This is a genomic window from Nonomuraea bangladeshensis (assembly GCF_039529455.1).
Lineage (GTDB): Bacteria > Actinomycetota > Actinomycetes > Streptosporangiales > Streptosporangiaceae > Nonomuraea > Nonomuraea bangladeshensis.
In genome coordinates, this window is the sequence record NZ_BAAAMV010000001.1 from 109,954 (window position 1) to 129,149 (window position 19,196).

Sequence of the window (19,196 nt, forward strand, 5' to 3'; positions counted from 1 at the left end):
ACTGGTGACGGTTCACGGTCGGAGCGCCTTCATCATCGGCGGCACGGGCCAGATCGGCCGGGCCACCGCCGCCCGGCTCGCCGCGGCCGGCTACGCGGTCACCCTCGGTCAGCGCCGGCTCCGCCCGGACGCCGCCGCGCCGCACGGGGCGCGGCTCGTCCAGATCGACCGGGCCGACACCGAGGCGCTGCTCGCCGCCCTCGACGGCCACGACCTGGTGGTGGACACGGTCGCGTTCAACCCCTACCACGGCGCGCAGCTCGCCCGGCTGGCGGGCCGGGTCGGCTCCCTGGTCGTCATCTCGTCGGGGGCGGTCTACCGCGCTCCCGGCCTGCCGGTGCCGATCCCGGAGACGTGGCCGACGATCGAGCGCGAGGCCCACGACTACCCGGCGGGGAAGGCGGCGCTGGAGCGCGTCCTGCTGGCGACGCCCGAGCTGCCGGTCAGCGTCCTGCGGACGGGCGTGCTGCACGGGCCCCACGGCACGTCGCTGGACCACTGGTGGTTCATCAAGCGGGCGCTGGACAAGCGGCCGTACGTCGTGATCGCCCAGGACGGCGGCAGCCGGTTCCCCACGACGGCGGTCGCGAACGTCGCCGAGCTGATCCGCCTGTGCGGCGAGCGGCCCGCGGCCCGGGTGCTCAACGTCGCCGACGATCCGCTGACCGTCGCCGAGATCGCCGCCAGGATCTTCGCCGTCATGGGCCACGAGGCGGAGATCGTCACCTTCGCGGGCCCGTCGCGGCCCGACGGCGTGGGCTTTCATCCGTGGAACGTGGCCGAGCCGATCGTGTTCGACACCGCGCGGGCTCGCGCCGAACTCGGCTACTCCCCCGCGCTCTCCTACGACGACGCGCTGCGCCAGGACGTCGAGTGGGCCGTGCCCGCCGTACGCGCGGCCGAGGCCGCCGGCGGCGGCTGGCCGGACGTCTTCCCCGACCTGGTCGAACGGCACGGCCCCGACGTCTGGTTCCCGTACGCGGCCGAGGACGCCTACCTGGCGGGCCCTACCAGGTGACCGGCACCGCGTGCGGCCCGAAGAACGGGGCGTCGTAGGCGAACGGCACCTCCTCGAACGCGACCGCGAGGCGCAGCTCCGGCAGCCGGGTCACCAGCGTGCCGAGGGCGGCCCGCAGCTCGGCGCGGGCCAGGTTCGCGCCGACGCACTGGTGCACCCCGTGGCCGAAGGCGAGGTGGTGGTGGGCGGACCGGCGGATGTCGAACGTGTCCGGGCGCTCGAACGCCCGCTCGTCCCGGTTCGCGGAGGCCGCCAGCACCGTGAGGCGGTCGCCGGTCCGGATCCGCGCTGAACCGACCTCCAGGTCGGCGGTCGCGACCCGGTCGAAGCTGACCCAGTCCTGCACCGAGTGGAAGCGCAGCAGCTCCTCGACCGCGCCCGGCAGCAGGCCGGGGTCGGCGCGCAGCGCGGCCAGCTGCTCCGGGTGCCGCAGCAGCGTGAGCACGCCCAGGGAGAGCGTGTTCGCCGGCGAGTCGTAGCCGGCGAGCAGCATGAGGAAGCCCATGTTGACCAGCTCGTCGGCGGTCAGCTCGCCGGTGGGCAGGTGCCGGGCGGCCAGCCGCCTGATGACGCCGTGGCCCGGCTGCCGTTCCGCGTCGTGGATCAGCTCGCGCAGGTAGCCGCGTACGTCCCTGGACGCCTCGGCCGCGACGCTCGGGTCCATGCTCGTCACCGACAACATCCGCAGCCGCGACTCGAAGAAGCCGTGGTCGGCGGGCGGGACGCCGAACAGCTCGCAGAGGACGCGGGCCGGGACCCGGCGCGCGTACCCGGCGACGAGGTCGGCGGGCGGCCCGGCCGCCAGCAGCTCGTCGATCGCCGCGTCGGCGATCCGCTGGAGGGCCGGGCGCAGGGCGTTCATCGGGCGGACGCCGAGCTCCGGGATCAGCACCCGACGGAACCGGGTGTGCTCCGGCGGGTCCAGGTCCACGAAGAAGCCGTCGTCGGGGCGGTCGTCGTCGGGGCCGCGCGGGCGTTCAGGGCGGCCGGTGTTCGAGCTGATGCGCGGGTCGCTGAGGAGTTGCCGCGCCTCGGCGTGGCGGGTGACCGCCCAGACCGGGGCGCCGTTGGGGAGGGCGGCCCGGACGACGGGGGCGGTGGCCCGCAGTCGGGCGTACTCGTCGGGTGGTGCGAGCGGGCAGCTCCGCGCCATCGGGAACGCCGGCGTCGGGCCCGGGGCCGGGGCCTGGTCGGCGGCGCTCACCTCGCTCCCCCGCCGGGTCTGGCGGCGCTCACCGTTCCCCCGCCGGGCGCGGCGGCGCTCACCGCTTCCAGGTCGGGCGCGGCGGCGCTCGCCGCTTCCCGGCCGGGCGCGGCGGCGCTCACCGCTTCCCGGCCGGGCGCGGTGGCGGGCACCGCTTCCCGGTCGGAGAGCACCCCGGCGATGTAGTCGGCGACGGCGGCGACGGTCGGCTGCGCCCACAGCAGCGTCGCCGGCAGCGAGCACCGGAACCGCTGCTCCAGCCGCCGCCGGACGACCACGGTCATCACCGAGTCGAGCCCCTGCTCGATGAGCGGCCGGTGCGGTTCGAGGTCGGTGGGGGCGAGCCGCATCTCCTTGGCGATCTGCGCGCCGACCTCCTCGACCAGGAACGTGCGCAGTTCCTCCGGCTCCAGGTGGGCGAACGAGTCGGCGGGCCGCTCACCCTGCGCGCCGCCGCTCCCGGCGGGGGCGGGTGCGTCGATCACCGGGTAGCGCAGGCCCGTCAGCCTGCCGACGACCGTGCCGGTGTCATCGATGATCCGTACCTGTGCCGTGTCGTCGGCCTGCTCGTCGTCGAGCAGCACCTCGATGGTGACCGGACCGTCCGGCACGCCCGAGGTGACCAGCCGGTCGATCCTGGTCACCATGCGCAGCAGCGGATCGCCGGGGAACACGCTCGGCGCGACCGACATGGCCGCGTCCAGGACGGGCGTCCACGGCGAGGCGCCGGACGGGACCGGGCCGCAGCGGACGCGGGCGCGCACCGCACCGTCCCCCAGCCGCAGCTCCTCGACCTTCCAGTCGAACCCCGTGTCCGGTACGCCGACCGCGGCCAGCCGGGAGGTGACCAGGCCGGGATCGGCGGGGGCGAGCGGCCGCGGCCGGGGCTCGGGCGGGGCGGCCGGCGCGGCGGGGATCGCGGCGGTGGCGATGAGCTGCCAGGCGGCGTCCTGCTCGCCCGCGAGCCTGGCGGCCAGGCGCAGCTCGGCGCCCTGGCGTACGACCTGGATCTCGCGGCGGTCGGCGGTCAGCAGCGGAGCCGACATCGTCACGTCGGACAGCTCCTCGCCGCCGGCGGCGGCCAGGAACGTCGCCGTGAGGACCGCGGCCGGCACGATCTCCACGCCCTCAATGGCGTGGCTGCCGGGGTAGGGCCGGGTGTGGTCGTCGAGGACGGTACACCACAGCCGGACGTCCGTCCCGGCGAGATCGACGTGGTCGCCGAGCAGCGTGCGCGTGTCCGGCTCGTGGCCCCGGCCGCCGGTGTCGGGCGGCGACGGCGGACGCCAGTGGGTGCGCCGCTGCCACGGGTACGCCGGGAGCGTGACCGGCCCGCCGGACGGCTGCAGCCGGCGCCAGTCCACGTCGAGCCCGGCGCAGTGCGCGGCGGCCACGGCGGTGAGCAGGGCGGTCCTGCCGGGCCGGTTGCGGCGCAGCGACCCGCCCACGAAGACGTCCTCGTGGCCGCCGTCGCCCAGCGTCTCCAGCACCGAGTGCGTGACGACCGGGTGCGCGGAGATCTCGATGAACGCGCGGTAGCCGTCGGCCGCGGCGGCGCCGACCGCGTCCGCGAGGCGTACCGGGCGGCGCAGGTTGGCCGCCCAGTACGCGCCGTCGAAGCCGGGCCGCCCGCGCGGGTCGTCCAGCGCCGTCGAGTAGACGGCAATGCCCGGGGCGGCGGGCGTCAGGCCGGCCGCGGCGGCGGCCAGGTCCGGCATGAGCGGGTCCATCTGCGGGCCGTGGAAGGCGACGTCCGAGGCGACCCGGCGGGCCGGGATCCCCTCCTCCAGCCAGCCGGTCAGCACCTCGGCGACGGCGTCGGGCTCGCCGGAGACGACCGTGGATCCGGGCGACGACGCGATCGCGGCGACCACGCCCTCATGGCCTTCGAGCCGCCGTTCCGCCTCGGCGAACGGAAGCTGCACCATGGCCATCGCGCCCCGCCCCGCGACCCGGCGCAGCAGGCGGGAGCGGCGGCAGATCAGCCGGGCGCCGTCGAGGCGGCTCAGCGCGCCGGCCGTCACCGCGGCGGCGATCTCGCCGACGGAGTGGCCGATCACCGCGTGGGGGCGCACGCCGTACGCGCGCCAGACCTCGACGAGGCCGACCTGCATCGCGAAGATCATGGTCTGGACGAGGTCGACGTCGGTGAGCTCGCCCCCGCTCAGCGCCTCGCGCGGCGAGAACCCGATCTCCTCGGCGAACACCGGCTCCAGCTCGTCTATCACGGCGGCGAACGCCGGCTCGGCGGCCAGCAGGTCCCGGCCCATCCCGGCCCACTGCGAGCCGTGCCCGGAGAAGACGAACACCGGCCCGGGGCCGGGGTCGGCGAGCGGCCGTCCGGTGGCCACGGCGTCGTGCGGGGTGCCGGCGGCGAGGTTGCGCAGCCCGGCGGCGAGGGCGGTCTCGTTGTCCGCGACGACCACCGCGCGATGCGACAGGTGGGTACGGCGCAGCGCGAGCGTGTGCCCGAGGTCCGCCATCGTCACCCGGCCGGCCGCGCGAGCCGCGCCGACCGGGTCGGCCACACCAGTCGGATCGGCCGCACCAGCGGCGCCTGCCGCACCAGCCGGGTCGGCCACGGCGGCGACGGCGGCAAGGTCGGACGCGGCCTGGCGCAGGGCCGGTCGGGTCGCGGCGGACACCGGGAAGAGGCTTCCGGCGGCTCCCCCGGCGGGCGCGGGCGCCGGTGGTCCCTGTTCGAGGACCACGTGGGCGACCGTCCCGCCGTAGCCGAAGGCGGAGACCGCGGCCCGGCGGGGGTGCCCCGCCTCGGGCCAGGGCGTCGGCCGGTCGGCGACGCGCAGCCCGGCGGCGGCCCAGTCCACGGCCGGGGTGGGGGTGTCCAGCCGGCTCGGCGGGATCTCGCCGCGCTGCACCGCGAGGACGGCCTTGACCAGGCCGGCGACGCCGGCAGCGCCTTCCAGGTGGCCGATGTTGGACTTGGCCGAGCCGATCAGGCACGGCCGCTCCCTGCCTGCCCCGTAGACGGCGGCCAGCGCGGCGGCCTCCAGGGGGTCGCCGACCGCGGTGCCGGTGCCGTGCGCCTCGACGTAGCCGACCGTGCCGGGCTCGACGCCGGCCTGCCGCAGCGCGCGGCGCATGACGTGCTCCTGCGCCTGGCCGCACGGCGCCATGATGCCGGCGGTGTGGCCGTCCTGGTTGACGGCGCTGCCGAGGATGGTCGCGAGCACGACGTCCCCGTCCCGTACGGCGTCGCTCAGCCGCTTGAGCACCACGACCGCGGCGCCCTCACCCCGGCCGTAGCCGTCGGCGGCGGCGTCGAACGACTTGCTCCGCCCGTCCGGCGCGAGGGTGCCGGCCGCGTCCAGGGTCAGCGTCTCGCCGGGCGACAGGATGAGGTTGACGCCGCCCGCCAGCGCCAGGTCGGTCTCCCCCGACCGCAGCGCCTGCACGGCCAGGTGGACGGCGACGAGGGACGCCGAGCACGCCGTGTCCACGGCCATGCTGGGGCCGCGCAGGTCCAGCGCGTACGACACCCGGTTGGCGACCGCGCAGGTGGCGGCGCCGATCCCGGTCCACGCCTCGATGCCGGGCAGGTCCTCGAGCAACCGGTGGCCGTAGTCGCCGGTGCACACGCCGACGTACACGCCCGCGTCCGTGCCGGCCAGCGCGCCGGCCGGGGTGCCGGCGTGCTCCAGCGCCTCCCACGCGGTCTCCATCACCAGGCGCTGCTGCGGGTCCATCAGCTCCGCCTCGCGCGGCGAGAGCCCGAAGAACTCCGCGTCGAAGTCCGCCACCCCGTCGAGGAAGTGGCCGTACGGCACCGCGCGGCGGGCCGCCGCCGCGTAGGACGGGCCGCGGTCGGCGTAGGAGCGCCAGCGGTCGGCGGGCGCGGGCCCGCTCGTGTCGCGTCCCTCGCACAGCAGGTTCCAGTACCGCTCCGGCGTGTCGGCGCCGCCGGGCAGCCGGCAGCCGATCCCGATCACCGCGATGGCCTCGAACTGTCGTTCCGTCACGCGTCCCCTCCCCGAGCCCGCGACCAGGCGGGCGACTCCAGAATCTCCACGACGGCGGCCGAGATGGTCACGCCGGGGCCGTAGGCGAACATCAGCAGGTGGTCGCCGGGTCCGAGGTCGCCCCCGCGGACCAGGTGCTCCAGGGCGAGGACCTGGTCGCTCGCCCCGCAGTGGCCGATGGTGCGGCCGAAGTCCCAGGTCGAGCGGGACGCCGGGATGCCCAGCCGGTGCTCGCAGATCTGGTCGGCGATCTCCTGCGAGGTGTTCATGCAGGTCAGCCTGGTCACGTCGGCCGCCTTGACGCCCGCCTGCGCCAGGGCGCGGTCGATCACCTCGACCATGCGCTCGTCCAGGGTGACCAGCACCATGGTCCCTTCGCCGCCGGCGACCGCGCGGCGGCGGAAGGTGTCGTTGTGGGCGGCGAAGTCCAGCGGGCGGCCCTCGGTGACGCCGGGCGGGAACAGCGGCTCGGCGCAGCGGTGCATCTCCTCGGCCTTCGACACCGACACCGAGCACACCGAGGCCAGCCGGGCGAACCCCGGCTCGGTGTCGAGCACGAGGGCGCTGCCCGCGTCGCCGGCGATCGCTCCGGGCAGCATCCGCCAGCGGTCGGCCAGCGGCGTGCCGTAGTTGTCGGCGGCGACCAGCAGGGCCGCCTGGCGTCCCGGCTCGGCCCGCAGGTAGCTCGCGGCCAGCTCCAGTGCCGCGAACATGCCGTTGCAGCCCTGCTTGAGCTGGGTCGACAGGACGCCGTCGCCGACCAGGTGGCGCTGCACGTACGCCTGGGGCGGCCAGCCCTCCGGGCCCTGGTGCCAGGTGGAGGTGTAGAGGAGCAGGTCGAGGTCGGTGGGCGAGCGGCCGCTGCGCGCCACCGCCGTACGGGCCGCGCGGAGCGCCATCTCCGGCGCGGGGACGTCGCCGGCGACGGCGACCGAGGCGATCCCGTGCAGCTCGGCCTCCTCGGCCGGGTACCAGCCGGCCGCCACCGCGTGATCCACGTCCACGGTGCCGGGCAGGTAGGACCCGATGCCGCTGATGTACATGTCCGCCGTCTCCATGTCGCCTCCTGGCTCGTTCGGAACAGGTCGGTGCGGCCCTCCTCAGGAGGCGTACTCGGGCGGGATGTCCAGGATCCGCAGCACGGCGCAGGCCAGGGTGGTGCCGGCGCCGAACCCGAGGAGCAGCATGTGGTCGCGCGGGGCCAGCGCGCCGGTGGCGAGCAGGTGGTCGAGGGCCACGAACTGGTCGCCGACCCCCAAGTGGCCGACGCCGGCGCCGTACTCCCAGGTGGTGTCGGCCAGGGTCAGCCCGAACCAGTTGACGCCGCGGTGCTCCACGTCGTCGCGGCGTACGTGGGGGAAGGCGACCCGCGCCACGTCGTCGAGCGTGAGATCGGCCTCCTTGAGCGTGCGGTCGGCCAGCTCCAGCATCGCCGTCTGGATCGCCAGCATCACCTGGGCACCGTCGCCGTGCAGCAGCCGGTTGCGGAACTCCCGGTTGCGCGCGGCGAAGTCCAGCGGCCGGCCCACGGTCGCGTCCGGCGGGAACATCGGCACGCCGCCGTCGTTGACGGCCTCGGCCTCCGGCACCACGCGGACGTTGACCGACAGCAGCTCGGCGAACCCGGTGTCGGTGGTGAGCAGCAGCGCGCAGCCGGCGTCGCCCATCACGGTGCCCTCGATCATCCGCCACCGGTCGACCAGCGGCGTGCCGTGGTTGTCGGCGCCGACGAGCAGCGCGCTGCCGCCGGGACGCAGGTATCCGGCGGCGAGCTGGAGCGCGTTGAACAGGCCGCAGCAGCCCTGCCGCAGCTCGACGGCCGGGACGTGGCCGCCGGTCAGGTGCTGCTGGAGGTAGTACTGCGGGGCCCAGCCCTCGGGGCCCTGGTGCCAGACGTCGCAGTACAGCAGGAGGTCGAGGTCGTGCGGCGACAGCCCGCCGGAGCGTTCGAACGCCTGCCGGGCGGCGCGCAGGCCGAGCTCGGGCGCGGGCACGTCGCCCGCCACCGCCGCGCCTCTGAGCTGGAAGTGCTCCACCTCGTCGGCCGGGTAGCGGCCCTCGGCGACGGCCGTCTCGATGCCGACCACGGGCGGCAGGTGGACGCCGATGCTGCGCAGGTACGTGCCGGAAGTACGCATCAAGCCTTTCCTCGGAGCAGCAGCATCGGGTCGTCCAGCTCGTACAGGCCGCACATCGGCGGGCAGGGCTCGTAGCCGAGCAGCCGCTGGACGTCCTCGGGGTAGCCGCGGACCACGTCCAGCGGGATGGACAGGTACTGGTTCTCCTCCTGCCGGAGGTTGCCGAGGTCCAGGGCGTACGACAGGCCGGTACGCGGCCCGTCCGAGCGGTTGGCGCCGGCCCCGTGGTAGGTGCTGCCGAGCCAGAGCAGCGCGGACCCGGCGCGCATCTCGGCGGGCACCGCCTCGTCCTCGCGCGGCCCCCGCTCGTCGTCCCAGCGGTGGCTGCCGGGGATCACCCGGGTGGCGCCGTTGCGCGCGGTGAACTCGCTGGCCGCGATCATGACCTGGACGCGGCTCTCCGGGCCGGGGTGGGTGCGCAGGTGCGCGGTGTCGTCCCGGTGCAGGCCCTGGACGGGGACGCCGGGCTGGATCTGGATCGCCCTGGAGATGCCGAGCTGGATCGTCGGGACGAACTCGATGCGCTGCTCGCCGAGCCAGGCGCGGACCGGCCGTTGCAGGAAGTGCCGGGCCGCGCCGAGGAAGTGCGGCTGGCGCAGGACCGTGACCGAGTGCGCGCTGCGGCGGACCAGGCCGGGCAGGATGCGGGTCTTCTCGCCGACCAGCCGCCCGTCGCCGTCCGCCGTGCGCTCCAGGTCGGCGCGCAGGTCCGCCCAGAGGCCCGCGAGCGTCCCGGCGTCGATGAAGTCCTCGATGATCACTGCTCCGGCGGCTTCGACCGCTTCGATCGCCTCGTCGATCGCGGCCGAGGTGGGCAGGGTGGTCAGGGTCGTCAGGGTGGAATCGCTCATCCCGGCCTCCGCAGGGGGCTGAGTCGTGGTCGGACGGTCGTGACGAGAGGGTCAGGCGGGCGGGCCGAACCACCGTTCGAGCGCGGCGGTCAGCGACGCCCCTCCGGCGGGCGTGCTCCAGGCGACGAAGCCGTCCGGGCGGACCAGCAGGGCGTCCGCCGGGGCCTCGGCGCATTCGGCGCTGACCACGTCCACCCGGTCGGCCCAGGGCTCGGCGAGCGCGCGCAGTCCGGGGTCCGCGCCGAGGTCGAGCAGCAGGGGCCGCCCGCCGCGCTGCAGCTCGGCGAGCCGCGCCGGGCCGTCGGCGCTCTTCAGCCGCAGGTCGGGGCAGAAGCCGCCGACCAGCGGGCCGGTCAGGGAGGGGTCGCCCATGTCGTACGTGATGTGCAGGTCGTCGATCAGGGCGGTCAGGTTCCGGTTCGTGTGCTCGTCGAGCAGCAGCTGGGTGAACAGCCGGCGCAGCGCGTCCACGTGCGGGCCGGGACGCATGAGCGCGATGGAGGCGCGCTGGACCTCCAGGGTCTGCGCGCCGACCGGGTGGCGTTCGGCGGTGTAGGTGTCGAGCAGGTCCTCGGGGCACCGGCCGCGGGCGACGGCGGCCAGCTTCCAGCCGAGGTTGATCGCGTCGCCGAGGCCGAGCCGCAGGCCTGGCCCGCTCCACTGCGACTGGACGTGGGCCGCGTCGCCGGCCAGCAGGACCCGGCCCTGGCGGTAGGTGGCGGCCTGCCGCTCGTTGTCCGTGAACCGGTTGATCTTGTGGACCTTGGTGACGGTCACGTCGGTGCCGCTGAGCCGGCGCAGCGACTCCTGGAACTCCTCGCGTGTGATGGGCGCGTCCCTGTTCGCCGGGCGGCCGATGAACTCCAGGGTGATGAACCGGGGCGGGCCCTCCTCGTACACCAGGAGCCCGTTGTCCTTGCGGAACCAGCCGGGCAGGTGGAAGCCGGGGTCGTCGATGTCGGCGAAGGCGCGGTAGCCGGTCGTGACGCCGTCGGTGCCGGGGAAGGGGATGCCGGCCAGCTTCCTGACCGTGCTCCGGCCGCCGTCGCAGCCGACCAGCCAGTCGGCCCGCAGCTCGTACGGCCCGCCGGGGCCCTCGACGTCGAGCCGTACGCCGTCCTCGGCTGCGGTGAAACCGGTGAGCGTGTGGCCGCGCCGTACCTCGACGCCGAGCTCGGCGGCCCGGCGGGCCAGCTCCCGCTCCAGCACCTGCTGGGGCACCAGCAGGTCGGGAGATTCCGGGCGGAGCACGAACATGGTGGCGAAGTGCCGCGCGCCGGGGAACGCCTTGGGCTGCAGGCTGTCGGGCCGCCGCTCGCCCTGGGCGATGCGTTCGCGCTCCTCGGGCGTCGGCTGCGCCGGGGTCCCGTCCACCCCGAGCATGAGGCCGCGGCGGTCCAGGATGTCGATGGCCCGCCCGGTGATGCCCTCGGCCTTCGGATGTTCCTCCATCTCGGGCAGTCGTTCGAGCACCACCACCGGCACACCGTGCAGCGCCACCTCGCAGGCGAGGAAGAGCCCGATCGGTCCACCACCGACTATCGCGACCTGTGTCATGCACACCTCTGCTGAGGGGGTGAGAATGCTGGGGAAATCGTCGGATCACCGGCCGCTGACCTGCGGCGACGGCCGGTGCGCGGTCCTGTTGCCGATGGGTTGACAGGTGACTGTTCTGTCAGCCGATGCCGATGTTAAGTCGATGATCAAAGAATTCCTAGTGGTGGAATTTTCCGTGTTTGTCATGCATAATCCCCTTCGGCCTTGATCAACAGCTCGCAGGGGAGGCCAACCCATGAGCGACGGCCAGACCGCCCAGTCCCTGGAAACCGACCGGCCCACCCCCTTCGACCCGCCCGTCGCGCTGCGCCGCCGCCCCCCGCTCAGCAGGCTGGCCTACCCCGACGGCCACCTCGGCTGGGTGTCCACCGGGTACGCGGAGACCCGCGCCATCCTGGCGGACCCGCGCTTCAGCACCCGGCGTGAGCTGCTGCACCAGCCGGTCGGCGGCGAGCGCGCGACCGAGCGCCCGACGCCCGCCGAGCCGGGCATCTTCCCGCACATGGACCCGCCCGAGCACACGCGCTTCCGCCGCCTGCTCGCCCACCACTTCGGGCCCCGGCGGGTGGCCGGGCTGATGCCCGCGATCCGGCGGCACACCGCCGAGGCGCTCGACGGCATGGCGGGCGGCGGGGACTCCGCCGACCTTCTGACCGCGTTCGCCATGCCGATCCCGGCGCTCGTCATCTGCGAGGTGCTGGGGGTGCCGGTGGATGACCGGCAGCGCGTGCAGGCGGCCACGGCGGTGATGAACGACCTCGACTCGCGCCCGGATCAGGTCGCGGCGGCCGTCATGACGATCACGGGGACGGTGCGCGACGTCCTCGCCCGGCAGGTTCCGAGCTCTGGGGAGGGCGGGCTGCTGGCGCACGCGGCGGCCACCGGCGAGCTGAGCGACGAGGAGCTCACCAACCTCGGGATGGTGCTGCTCGCGACGGGTCACCTGCCGACGTCGAGCATGCTGGCGCTCGGGGCGTTCGCGCTGCTGACCGACCCGGCCCAGCGGGCCCTGCTGGCGGCCGACCCGGAGCGGGCGGTCGAGGAGCTGCTGAGGTACTTGTCGGTGCTCCAGTTCGACGTACGGCGGACCGCGCTGGTCGACGTCGAGATCGGCGGGCAGGTCATCGCGGCCGGGGAGACCGTGGTGCTGGCGCTGCCGGTGGCCAACCGCGATCCGGGGCGCTTCCCCTGCCCGGACGCGCTGGACCTGTCCCGCTCCGCGATCGGGCACCTGGCGTTCGGGCACGGCGTCCACCAGTGTCTCGGGCAGCATCTCGCGCGGGCCGAGCTCCGGGTGGCGCTGACCGCGCTCTTCGAGCGCTTCCCCGACCTGCGCCTGGCGGTGCCGGCGGCCGAGGTGCCGACCCGCGACCGCTCGGCGGTGTACGGCGTGGACCGGCTGCCGGTCACCTGGGGGCGCCCTTAGGGCTCGTCCACCTCGCCGCGGTCGCGGCGCACGACGCTGATCAGGCCGTTCGGCTCCAGGTAGGCGGACTTGACCTCGTCCAGGTCCTGGATCCCGTGCAGCCGGAGCTGGGTGAGGACCTCATCGCGGGTCATGAACTCGCGGCGCATCACCTGGAGGTTGAGCCGGCCGTCGCTGATGAGCGGGCGCGGCCGGGCCTTCAGCACCCGGGCCGCGCGCGGCCAGCGGTAGGCGACGGCGTCCACGACGACGCTCCACACCAGGATCGTGGCGACCAGCAGCAGCCCGTCGCCGACGGAGTGCGACGACCCGGTGAGGCCGCCCGCCGCGGCCTCGGCGACCAGGACGACCAGCAGCACGTCCGTGAGGCCGAGGCCGCCGGCCTCGCGCTGCCCGGCGACGCGCAGCATGAGCAGCAGCGCGAGGAACGTCACGGTCCCGCGTACGAAGATCTCGGCGACGGGCGTGCTGAGCAGGAAGACCGCTCCCCAGTCGGGCATACGACCTGGCTACCCGGGCCGGCCTGCGGCGAATCCCCACGTGAGGAGCCGGGACCGCCGGTCAGACGGGTGCGATATCCGTCCGTGCCGTCCGGCGCGCGGACGGCACGGACGTGCTGAACCTTGTGAGCTACCAGCCGGCGTCGCTGATGGGTTCCAACCGGAACTTCTCGTTGTCCTGGGTGCCGGGGTCGTACTGGTTCACGCTGGCACCGTAATCGAGGCTGGCGTTCTCGACGGCCAGGACCTTGCCCGAATGCTTGACGATGATGCGGACGTAACCGTCGCCGGCGTCGCGCAGCTCGAACTTCTCGTTGTCCTGGGTGCCGAAGTCGTACTGGTTCAGGCTGGCGCCGTAATCGAGGCTGGCGTTCTCGATGGCCAGCACCTTACCCGAATGCTTGACCACGATCCGGACGTAGCCGCCGCCGGCGTCGCGCAGCTCGAACTTCTCGTTGTCCTGGGCGCCGGAGTCATACTGGTTCAGGCTGGCACCGTCCTTGAGGCTGGCGTTCTCGATGGCCAGCACCTTGCCCGAATGCTTGACGATCAGCCGGACTCGCGTCGGGAAAGGAGCCATGGCTACCTCCTTGGTAGGGGAATCGGGGGCAGGGCCCTGACACACGCCGGACGGCGCGGCCCTGCCCATGGTCACCACATTGAGCCGGTCGACACTCAAGGGCGAATACACACGGTTATTCGCCCTCGCGGCGGGGGAGAAACTTTATCGGCCGACGAGCGAGATCCCTTCTTTCGAAAGGACTATCAGCGCCTTGTCGGAATTTCAGTAGAGCCGACAGGATCACGGGCGGGCGCGATTTCTAAGGTGAATGCGCCCTCGACGTCGATCGCCGGCCGTTACTGCCTACTGATCAGAGTTTATGACAGCAGGAATGGCCATTTTCATCCCCTCCGGTCGACGATCGAGGCGGCGGCGCTTCGTTCGTCTCCATGAAACTTGATTGCGGGCGGGAAATCACCCTCCAGCCCTGGCCACATCCGGCCAGGATTCAAGCCTTCGCCGCTTGGCCCTCAGCTCGTCGGGAGTTTTAATTTGGTCTTCTTGGCTTTTCCGAGCGACGTAATTCCAGGCGCAAGTAGCTCTGCGTTTTCCTCTCTCCCCCAGGCGGCACGACTCCAGGCTCGTGTCAGCACCAGGTCAGCGTGGAGTTGTTGCGGGTGACGTTGCTGATCGTGTTGTTGCTGCCCGTGCAGGGGCTCCAGCGGATATTGGTGTTGCTGACCGTCAGGTTCTGGAACCTGATGCCCGACGACGGCGGGAACTCCGTACGGGCCGCGATCCTGACCTCGCCGCCCCCGCTGATCGTGCCGGACACGCCGGCGATGACGACGTTGTAGCAGTTCTCCACCAGGACCGAGTTGTTGCCTGTGCCCGCGATGTCCACCCGGTCGATGGTGGCGCCGCCGCTCTCGGAGACGCAGAAGACGCCCCGGCCGCCGCCGCGCGCCTTGACCGTGCCGACGCGGATGTTGTTCGGGTAGGAGCTGCCGATCCGGCCGTTGCGGTTGGCCATGCGGAAGGCGGCGTAGCCGGTGCCGGCGCCGGCGTTGTCGGCGTCCACGGTGCCGACCGTGGCGTTGACGGTCTGGTTGAGCAGCAGCCCGGACTCGCCGACGTTGCGCGCGGTCACGGTGCCGACGGTGAGGCCGTCCACGCCGTACGTCTCCATGGCGTGCGAGCTCGCGCCCTGGACGTACACGTTGTCGACCCGGACGTTGCGGGTCCACTGGCTGGTGTCGCCGCGGTTGTCGATGCGTACGCCGAGGCCCGCGCCGAGCCGCATGTCGAGCTGGCCGAGCCAGACGTTGGTGACGTTGCGCAGGAAGATGCCGTAGACCGGGGTGCCGGTGACGTTGAGGTAGGGGACCTCGATGTTCGTGGTGCCGCGGGAGTAGACGGGCGCGTAGTCGCCGGAGCCCGAGCCGGTGACGTTGATGGTGCCGCACACCGACAGTGACGTGTAGCTGGGCAGGGAGATCCGGGTGCCGGCGCTCATGGTGCCGTTGCCGCGCACCACGACCCGCTGGATGGAGGTGCGCCCGGCCGTGAGGCTGCCGATGCCGGCCTGGACGGCGGCCCGGAAGTCGGTGCCGCTGTAGACGGTGCCGCCGGCGCTGTCGCGGGCGGTCCAGGTGCTGCCGCTGACCGTGACCTGCGACTGGAAGGCGCCGTCGCCGCACGCGGCGGCGGACGCCGGGGTCACGCCGGGCACGACCGCGGCTCCGGCGGCGCCCAGCAGCACGGCGAGGGCGGCGGCGATCCGGTGCCGGCGCCTGGGCGAGGGTGACGAGGGGGTGACCGCTGTCATGACATCCTCCGGTGGGGTGTTGGCACGGCAAGAGAGCCGCGCATCACCGCCGAGGCGCGCCTCCGTCCCTAAAACGTTTGAATAGCGGTGACACAGGTGTCAAGCGGCCTGTCAGGTTGTTGCAGCGAGCGTGCAGCCCCGGCTCAGCGGCCGGGAGGGGGCGCGAAGAGCGCGGCGAGGTCGTCGGCGAACACCGCCGGGAGGGCGAGCAGCGCGCCGCCCGCGACCGCCAGCGTCACGCCCGCCGGGTGCGGCTGCTCGGGGCCTCCGGCCAGGACGGCCGCCGCGCCGGCGACGGCCAGCGCGGCCAGGGCGAGGTTGCGTACGAGGTGCAGGCGGCCGAGCGGCGACGGCGTCATGCCGAAGCAGCGGCAGGAGGCGCGGACGCCGGCGCGCAGCGCCCGCCCGATCCCTGCGGAGAAGGCCAGCAGGACGGCGGCGGCCAGGGCGAGCCCGGCGGCCGCCGTGCGCTCCACGGCCAGCAGGACGACGACGGCGCACTCGGCGGCGACCACCACTGCGGGGAGCACGGCCGCTCCCCGTCGCAGCGGGACGAGCTCCGGCACCGACCGCCGGAACGCCTCGTACGCCGCCCGTCCGCGCACCTTGCCGATCACCGCTACCAGGAAGACGAGCCCCAGCGCGCAGCGCGCGGTCAGCGCGAGATAGTCCATCTGCGGTCAGGCGGCCGGCTGCCGGTCGCGCCGCCGGGAGAGGCGCCGGAAGAGGCTGCGCGGCAGGAACAGGACGAGCAGCGCCGCCACGACGTGCGCGGCGATGAAGGCGTACGCCTCGGCCTTCGTCGCCGGATGGCCGATCCGCACGGTGATGTGGTCCGCCCACGCCCACACCTCGGGGATCCCGTCGAGCCGGCGGTTCATCGAGACCGCCACCAGGTCCTCCAGCCCGGACACGTGCAGGATCGACATGGCCGCCCCCGTACGCAGCACGCCCTCCCGCGACCCGCCGCCGATCCGGTACGCCACCAGCAGCGCGACGATGAGGAACGGCACGAACACCACGACGTGCAGGTAGAGGTCCTCGAAGGTGCCCGATCCGTCCTCGATGTCCATCGCCCTGATGAAGGTGGCGGGCACGAAGTACAGCAGGAACCCCAGGAAGAGCGCGGGAAGGGCGATCAGGTGCAGGCGTAGCCGGCGGGCCGTCTCCACGTCGAGCCAGGCGACCGCCACGATGGCGGCCAGTTGCGGGGTGAGCTTCACGAGGAAGCCCCAGAGGGTGGTGATGTCCTGCTCGTACGGCAGGACGAAACGGACCAGCCCGGCCAGTGCGACGGCCACGACGCCCATCACGAGCGTCACCAGGTTGGCTCTGATCACGGTAGGACTCCAAGGATCGGGGCGCCGTGGACGGGGCAGCGGCCGAGCGTGGCGGCGCCGTCGGGCACCACGTCGACCAGGACGGGCCTGCGCCTGCGCAGCGCGGTGACGGCCGGCGCGCCGTCCGCCGTCGTCCGCGCGTGGAAGCGCCGCCACAGCAGGTGAAGGTGGCCGCACCGGGCGCGCGCGGCGTAGTAACCGAGATGCGGGTCATGGGCCAGCTCCGCGTCACCGCTCAGGCCGGCGCGGACCAGCACGCGGGTCTCGATCCCGGCGAGCGCGGGCAGGAACTCGGCCACGGCGTCGCGCTCGCCGACCAGGACCGCCCGCCCGGCTCCGGCGGCGAGGCGGAGCGCGGGCTCGTTGAGCTCGCGCCGCCGCCGCTCGTTCCTGACCTTGGCGCCCGCGGCCAGCAGCACGCCGTAGCGCCGCAACGGGCCGAGCGCGCGCCGGTCGAGCACCGCGGGACCCACCTCCAGCACGGGCGCCCGCCCGCGTACGCCGGCCGTGCGGAGTGCGGCCCGCAGGTCGGCGGCGGGGCCGATCCACAGGCTGGGCTCCGCGCCCGCGTCGTACGGCGCGCCGAACGGGCACAGCCGGTGCAACTGCCCCGCGAGGTCCGCGCTGGGCGTGGGCTCGGGCTCGGCGAGCTCGCGCCCGGCCCGTACCCACTGGTCCCGGTAGAAGGGCACGCGGGCGAAGGCCGTCCGGACGGCCCGCCGGTAGGCCAGCCGCCACAGGACGCCGGGGAACCCGCCCGGCGACGCGCTAGCGGACATCTATCCTGATCAGCGCGTCGAGGTCGGGCGGCTCGCGGTCCACGACGTACCCCAGCTTGGCCCGGCACTCGGTGTAGGGCACGACGTGGTCGCCGGGCTTGGCCACCACGACCACCTCGGCGCCGTCCGGCAGCGACTCCAGCCCGTCGATGGAGACGAGCGTCCCCTCCGCGGGGGCGCGCAGCACCCGGACGTGGGCGGGGACGCGCCGGGCCGGGGTCAGGTCGGGACGCTCGCCGATCGCGAGGCGCACGGTGGCCTCGACCGTGTCGACGCCGTGCATGAGCCCGAGGGCCTCGCCCAGCCCGTTGCCGCCGATCCGCGCGCCCATCTCGACGAGGGTGACCTGCCCGCCGTCCACGAACAGATCGACGTTGAGCGGGCCGTCGCGGTAGCCGAGGTCGGCGCAGACGCGTTCGAGCTGCCGGACGACCTCCTTCTCCAGGACGTCGTCGGCGGGCGCCATGTCGTGGCCGACCGCCACCACGGCGGGCGGCGCGGTGACGCGCCTGCTCAGCCCGAGCAGGGCGATCCTGCCGTCCTGGAGCATGGCCTCGGCGCAGAGGTCCTCGCCGGTCAGCAGCTCCTCGATGAGGGCCCGCCCGGTCGGGGAGACCTCCTTGGCGTGCGCGATCGCCGCCGGCAGCTCGCCGGGCTCGCGGCAGATCGTGATGCCGCGCGAGCTGCCGGAGTCCACGGGCTTGACGATGACCGGCAGCGGCGGCCGGAGCGCCAGGTCCGCGTCACCTGCCCAGTAGTCGTCCGCGCAGTAAGAGGGTCCGGGCAGGCCCAGCCGTTCGCACACCTCGCGGAAGAAGAGCTTGTCCGTCGAGGCGCGCAGCGTCGCGTCCGTCAGGCCGCACGGCAGGCCGAGCAGGCGGGCCAGCTCGACCAGCGACGGGAGGTTGATGTCGCTGCCGGGGGCGAGCAGCCCGGCCAGGCCGTCGCGGTCGCGCAGGGCGGCCGCGACGGCGGGGACGTCGCGGGTGCTGAGGTGCAGGAACTCGTCGGCCTCGGCGACGCCGGGCGCGTCCTGCCGCATGTCCACGCAGATGGTGGCCAGGCCCAGCCGCCGGGCGGCGCGAAAGGCACTGACCGTGCCGTCCGAGCCGCCCAGGATGACCAGGCGCCTCATCGCGGCGGGCTCCAGTGCGTGCCGCGGCTCTCGATGAACCAGTCGACGGTCTTGGCCATGCCCTCGGGCAGCGAGACGAGCGTGGCGGGGTCGATGCCGACCGAGCGCAGCGTCTGCGGGTCGGCGGTGACGGCGGTCTCCGGGGTCTCGCCGGGCCGCATGGGCAGGTCGACGATCGGGACGCGGTCGTAGCCGCGGTCCACGCACATGTCGATGATCATCTCGGCGACGGCGCGGATGCTGGTGGACTCGGCGGGGCCGACCTCGACGACGTGCTTGAGCGGGCCCTGGTCGGCCGCGGTCTCCAGCGCCGAGACGAGGCCCCGCGCGACGTCGCCGACCCAGACCATGTCGGAGATCTGGGCGCCGCCCCCGTAGAGCTCGACCGGCATGCCGGACAGCGCGCGGCAGACGACGGCGGGGGTGATCTTGCGGACCTTGCCGGGCGCGAACGGCGGCGCGGCCATCTGCCGCGGCCCGTAGGCGTTGACGACCCTGACCTGGTTGACGCGGGTGCCCCGGTGGGCGTTGAACATGCGCACGAAGCGCTCGACGGCGGTCTTGGAGATGGAGTAGCTGTTGTCCATCCAGTGGTTGCCGACGCAGATGTAGACGCCGGGCAGGTCGTACTGGGCGACGGCTTCGAGGAAGTTGAGGCCGCCGACGAGGTTGGTCTCGGCGGCGGGGCGCGGGTTGTCGATCGTCTCCTGGGTCCCGAGCACGGCCGCCAGGTGGATGATCGCGTCGGCGTGGGCGGCCAGCTCGACCATGGCCGTGGCGTCCCTGATGTCGCCGAGCATGAACTCGTACGTGCCCGTGCCGCGCTGGCGATGGTCGAAGACGATGGGAGTGTGGCCGCGGGCGGCTAACTCCTCGCATACGTACTGTCCGATGAAACCGTTGCCCCCGGTGACGCCTACTTTCATGCTTTCCCCTGG

General features: G+C 73.8%; 16 protein-coding genes. 2 read left to right on the top strand and 14 right to left on the bottom strand.

All coding sequences use genetic code 11. From position 1 onward, the window contains the following. The first annotated feature begins 4 nt into the window (after positions 1–4). Positions 5–1,018 carry an NAD-dependent epimerase/dehydratase family protein gene (locus tag ABD292_RS00435; protein WP_344204214.1) on the top strand — a complete coding sequence of 338 codons (1,014 nt, stop codon included), beginning with the start codon at positions 5–7 and terminating at the stop codon, positions 1,016–1,018. On the opposite strand, the gene ABD292_RS00440 is transcribed toward ABD292_RS00435, so the two are convergent. From ABD292_RS00440 to ABD292_RS00465, 6 genes are read right to left on the bottom strand one after another with little or no spacing between them, the layout of a single operon-like run. Beyond that, the gene (locus ABD292_RS00440; RefSeq protein ID WP_344204216.1) at positions 1,008–2,222 is read right to left on the bottom strand and encodes a cytochrome P450; all 1,215 of its coding nucleotides are present in this window, start codon (positions 2,220–2,222) and stop codon (positions 1,008–1,010) included. The two genes, ABD292_RS00435 and ABD292_RS00440, sit on opposite strands and share 11 nt — an antisense overlap. Next, a complete protein-coding gene (locus ABD292_RS00445; protein WP_344204219.1) occupies positions 2,219–6,202 on the bottom strand; it encodes a type I polyketide synthase in 3,984 nt (1,327 codons plus the stop codon). Before ABD292_RS00445 ends, ABD292_RS00440 begins: the two co-directional genes overlap by 4 nt. Continuing rightward, positions 6,199–7,260, bottom strand: coding sequence for a ketoacyl-ACP synthase III family protein (locus tag ABD292_RS00450; RefSeq protein ID WP_344204222.1), 1,062 nt, complete (start codon positions 7,258–7,260; stop codon positions 6,199–6,201). The genes ABD292_RS00445 and ABD292_RS00450 overlap by 4 nt, the downstream gene beginning before the upstream one ends. Positions 7,261–7,302: 42 nt before the next feature. Further along, positions 7,303–8,340 carry a ketoacyl-ACP synthase III family protein gene (locus tag ABD292_RS00455; protein ID WP_344204225.1) on the bottom strand — a complete coding sequence of 346 codons (1,038 nt, stop codon included), beginning with the start codon at positions 8,338–8,340 and terminating at the stop codon, positions 7,303–7,305. Continuing rightward, positions 8,340–9,191: a phytanoyl-CoA dioxygenase family protein gene (locus ABD292_RS00460; protein WP_344204228.1), complete on the bottom strand. Its 852-nt coding sequence runs from the start codon at positions 9,189–9,191 to the stop codon at positions 8,340–8,342. Before ABD292_RS00460 ends, ABD292_RS00455 begins: the two co-directional genes overlap by 1 nt. Positions 9,192–9,242: 51 nt before the next feature. After that, entirely contained in the window at positions 9,243–10,748 is a 1,506-nt protein-coding gene (locus ABD292_RS00465; RefSeq protein ID WP_344204231.1) for an FAD-dependent monooxygenase, read from the bottom strand. A 235-nt stretch (positions 10,749–10,983) separates the two neighbouring features. On the opposite strand from ABD292_RS00465, the gene ABD292_RS00470 reads away from it, so the two are divergent. Further along, positions 10,984–12,174: a cytochrome P450 gene (locus ABD292_RS00470; protein WP_344204234.1), complete on the top strand. Its 1,191-nt coding sequence runs from the start codon at positions 10,984–10,986 to the stop codon at positions 12,172–12,174. Here the strand turns inward: ABD292_RS00470 and ABD292_RS00475 are convergent. The 8 genes from ABD292_RS00475 to ABD292_RS00510 form a co-directional block, all read right to left on the bottom strand. Continuing rightward, positions 12,171–12,674 carry a DUF421 domain-containing protein gene (locus ABD292_RS00475; protein ID WP_344204236.1) on the bottom strand — a complete coding sequence of 168 codons (504 nt, stop codon included), beginning with the start codon at positions 12,672–12,674 and terminating at the stop codon, positions 12,171–12,173. The two genes, ABD292_RS00470 and ABD292_RS00475, sit on opposite strands and share 4 nt — an antisense overlap. Before the next feature lie 130 nt (positions 12,675–12,804). Then, positions 12,805–13,254, bottom strand: a complete 450-nt coding sequence (locus ABD292_RS00480; RefSeq protein ID WP_344204238.1) for an RICIN domain-containing protein — start codon at positions 13,252–13,254, stop codon at positions 12,805–12,807. Positions 13,255–13,822: 568 nt separating this feature from the next. Next, positions 13,823–15,004 carry a hypothetical protein gene (locus ABD292_RS00485; protein ID WP_344204241.1) on the bottom strand — a complete coding sequence of 394 codons (1,182 nt, stop codon included), beginning with the start codon at positions 15,002–15,004 and terminating at the stop codon, positions 13,823–13,825. Positions 15,005–15,147: 143 nt separating this feature from the next. Beyond that, complete coding sequence (locus ABD292_RS00490; protein ID WP_344204243.1) at positions 15,148–15,678, bottom strand: MauE/DoxX family redox-associated membrane protein; 531 nt, start codon at positions 15,676–15,678, stop codon at positions 15,148–15,150. 6 nt (positions 15,679–15,684) lie between these two features. Continuing rightward, positions 15,685–16,344: a hypothetical protein gene (locus tag ABD292_RS00495; protein ID WP_344204245.1), complete on the bottom strand. Its 660-nt coding sequence runs from the start codon at positions 16,342–16,344 to the stop codon at positions 15,685–15,687. Further along, positions 16,341–17,123, bottom strand: coding sequence for a hypothetical protein (locus ABD292_RS00500; protein ID WP_344204247.1), 783 nt, complete (start codon positions 17,121–17,123; stop codon positions 16,341–16,343). Before ABD292_RS00500 ends, ABD292_RS00495 begins: the two co-directional genes overlap by 4 nt. Continuing rightward, positions 17,113–18,258: an ATP-grasp domain-containing protein gene (locus ABD292_RS00505; RefSeq protein WP_344204249.1), complete on the bottom strand. Its 1,146-nt coding sequence runs from the start codon at positions 18,256–18,258 to the stop codon at positions 17,113–17,115. Before ABD292_RS00505 ends, ABD292_RS00500 begins: the two co-directional genes overlap by 11 nt. Beyond that, positions 18,255–19,184: an NAD-dependent epimerase/dehydratase family protein gene (locus ABD292_RS00510; protein WP_344204252.1), complete on the bottom strand. Its 930-nt coding sequence runs from the start codon at positions 19,182–19,184 to the stop codon at positions 18,255–18,257. The genes ABD292_RS00505 and ABD292_RS00510 overlap by 4 nt, the downstream gene beginning before the upstream one ends. Positions 19,185–19,196 lie beyond the last annotated feature (12 nt).

Bases quoted from the DNA above. Each gene is read 5' to 3' on its own strand.
- ABD292_RS00450 (WP_344204222.1), bottom strand. From the start codon at position 7,260: ATGGAGACGGCGGACATGTACATCAGCGGCATCGGGTCCTACCTGCCC.
- ABD292_RS00455 (WP_344204225.1), bottom strand. From the start codon at position 8,340: ATGCGTACTTCCGGCACGTACCTGCGCAGCATCGGCGTCCACCTGCCG.
- ABD292_RS00460 (WP_344204228.1), bottom strand. From the start codon at position 9,191: ATGAGCGATTCCACCCTGACGACCCTGACCACCCTGCCCACCTCGGCC.
- ABD292_RS00465 (WP_344204231.1), bottom strand. From the start codon at position 10,748: ATGACACAGGTCGCGATAGTCGGTGGTGGACCGATCGGGCTCTTCCTC.
- ABD292_RS00470 (WP_344204234.1), top strand. From the start codon at position 10,984: ATGAGCGACGGCCAGACCGCCCAGTCCCTGGAAACCGACCGGCCCACC.
- ABD292_RS00475 (WP_344204236.1), bottom strand. From the start codon at position 12,674: ATGCCCGACTGGGGAGCGGTCTTCCTGCTCAGCACGCCCGTCGCCGAG.
- ABD292_RS00480 (WP_344204238.1), bottom strand. From the start codon at position 13,254: ATGGCTCCTTTCCCGACGCGAGTCCGGCTGATCGTCAAGCATTCGGGC.
- ABD292_RS00485 (WP_344204241.1), bottom strand. From the start codon at position 15,004: ATGACAGCGGTCACCCCCTCGTCACCCTCGCCCAGGCGCCGGCACCGG.
- ABD292_RS00490 (WP_344204243.1), bottom strand. From the start codon at position 15,678: ATGGACTATCTCGCGCTGACCGCGCGCTGCGCGCTGGGGCTCGTCTTC.
- ABD292_RS00500 (WP_344204247.1), bottom strand. From the start codon at position 17,123: ATGTCCGCTAGCGCGTCGCCGGGCGGGTTCCCCGGCGTCCTGTGGCGG.
- ABD292_RS00505 (WP_344204249.1), bottom strand. From the start codon at position 18,258: ATGAGGCGCCTGGTCATCCTGGGCGGCTCGGACGGCACGGTCAGTGCC.
- ABD292_RS00510 (WP_344204252.1), bottom strand. From the start codon at position 19,184: ATGAAAGTAGGCGTCACCGGGGGCAACGGTTTCATCGGACAGTACGTA.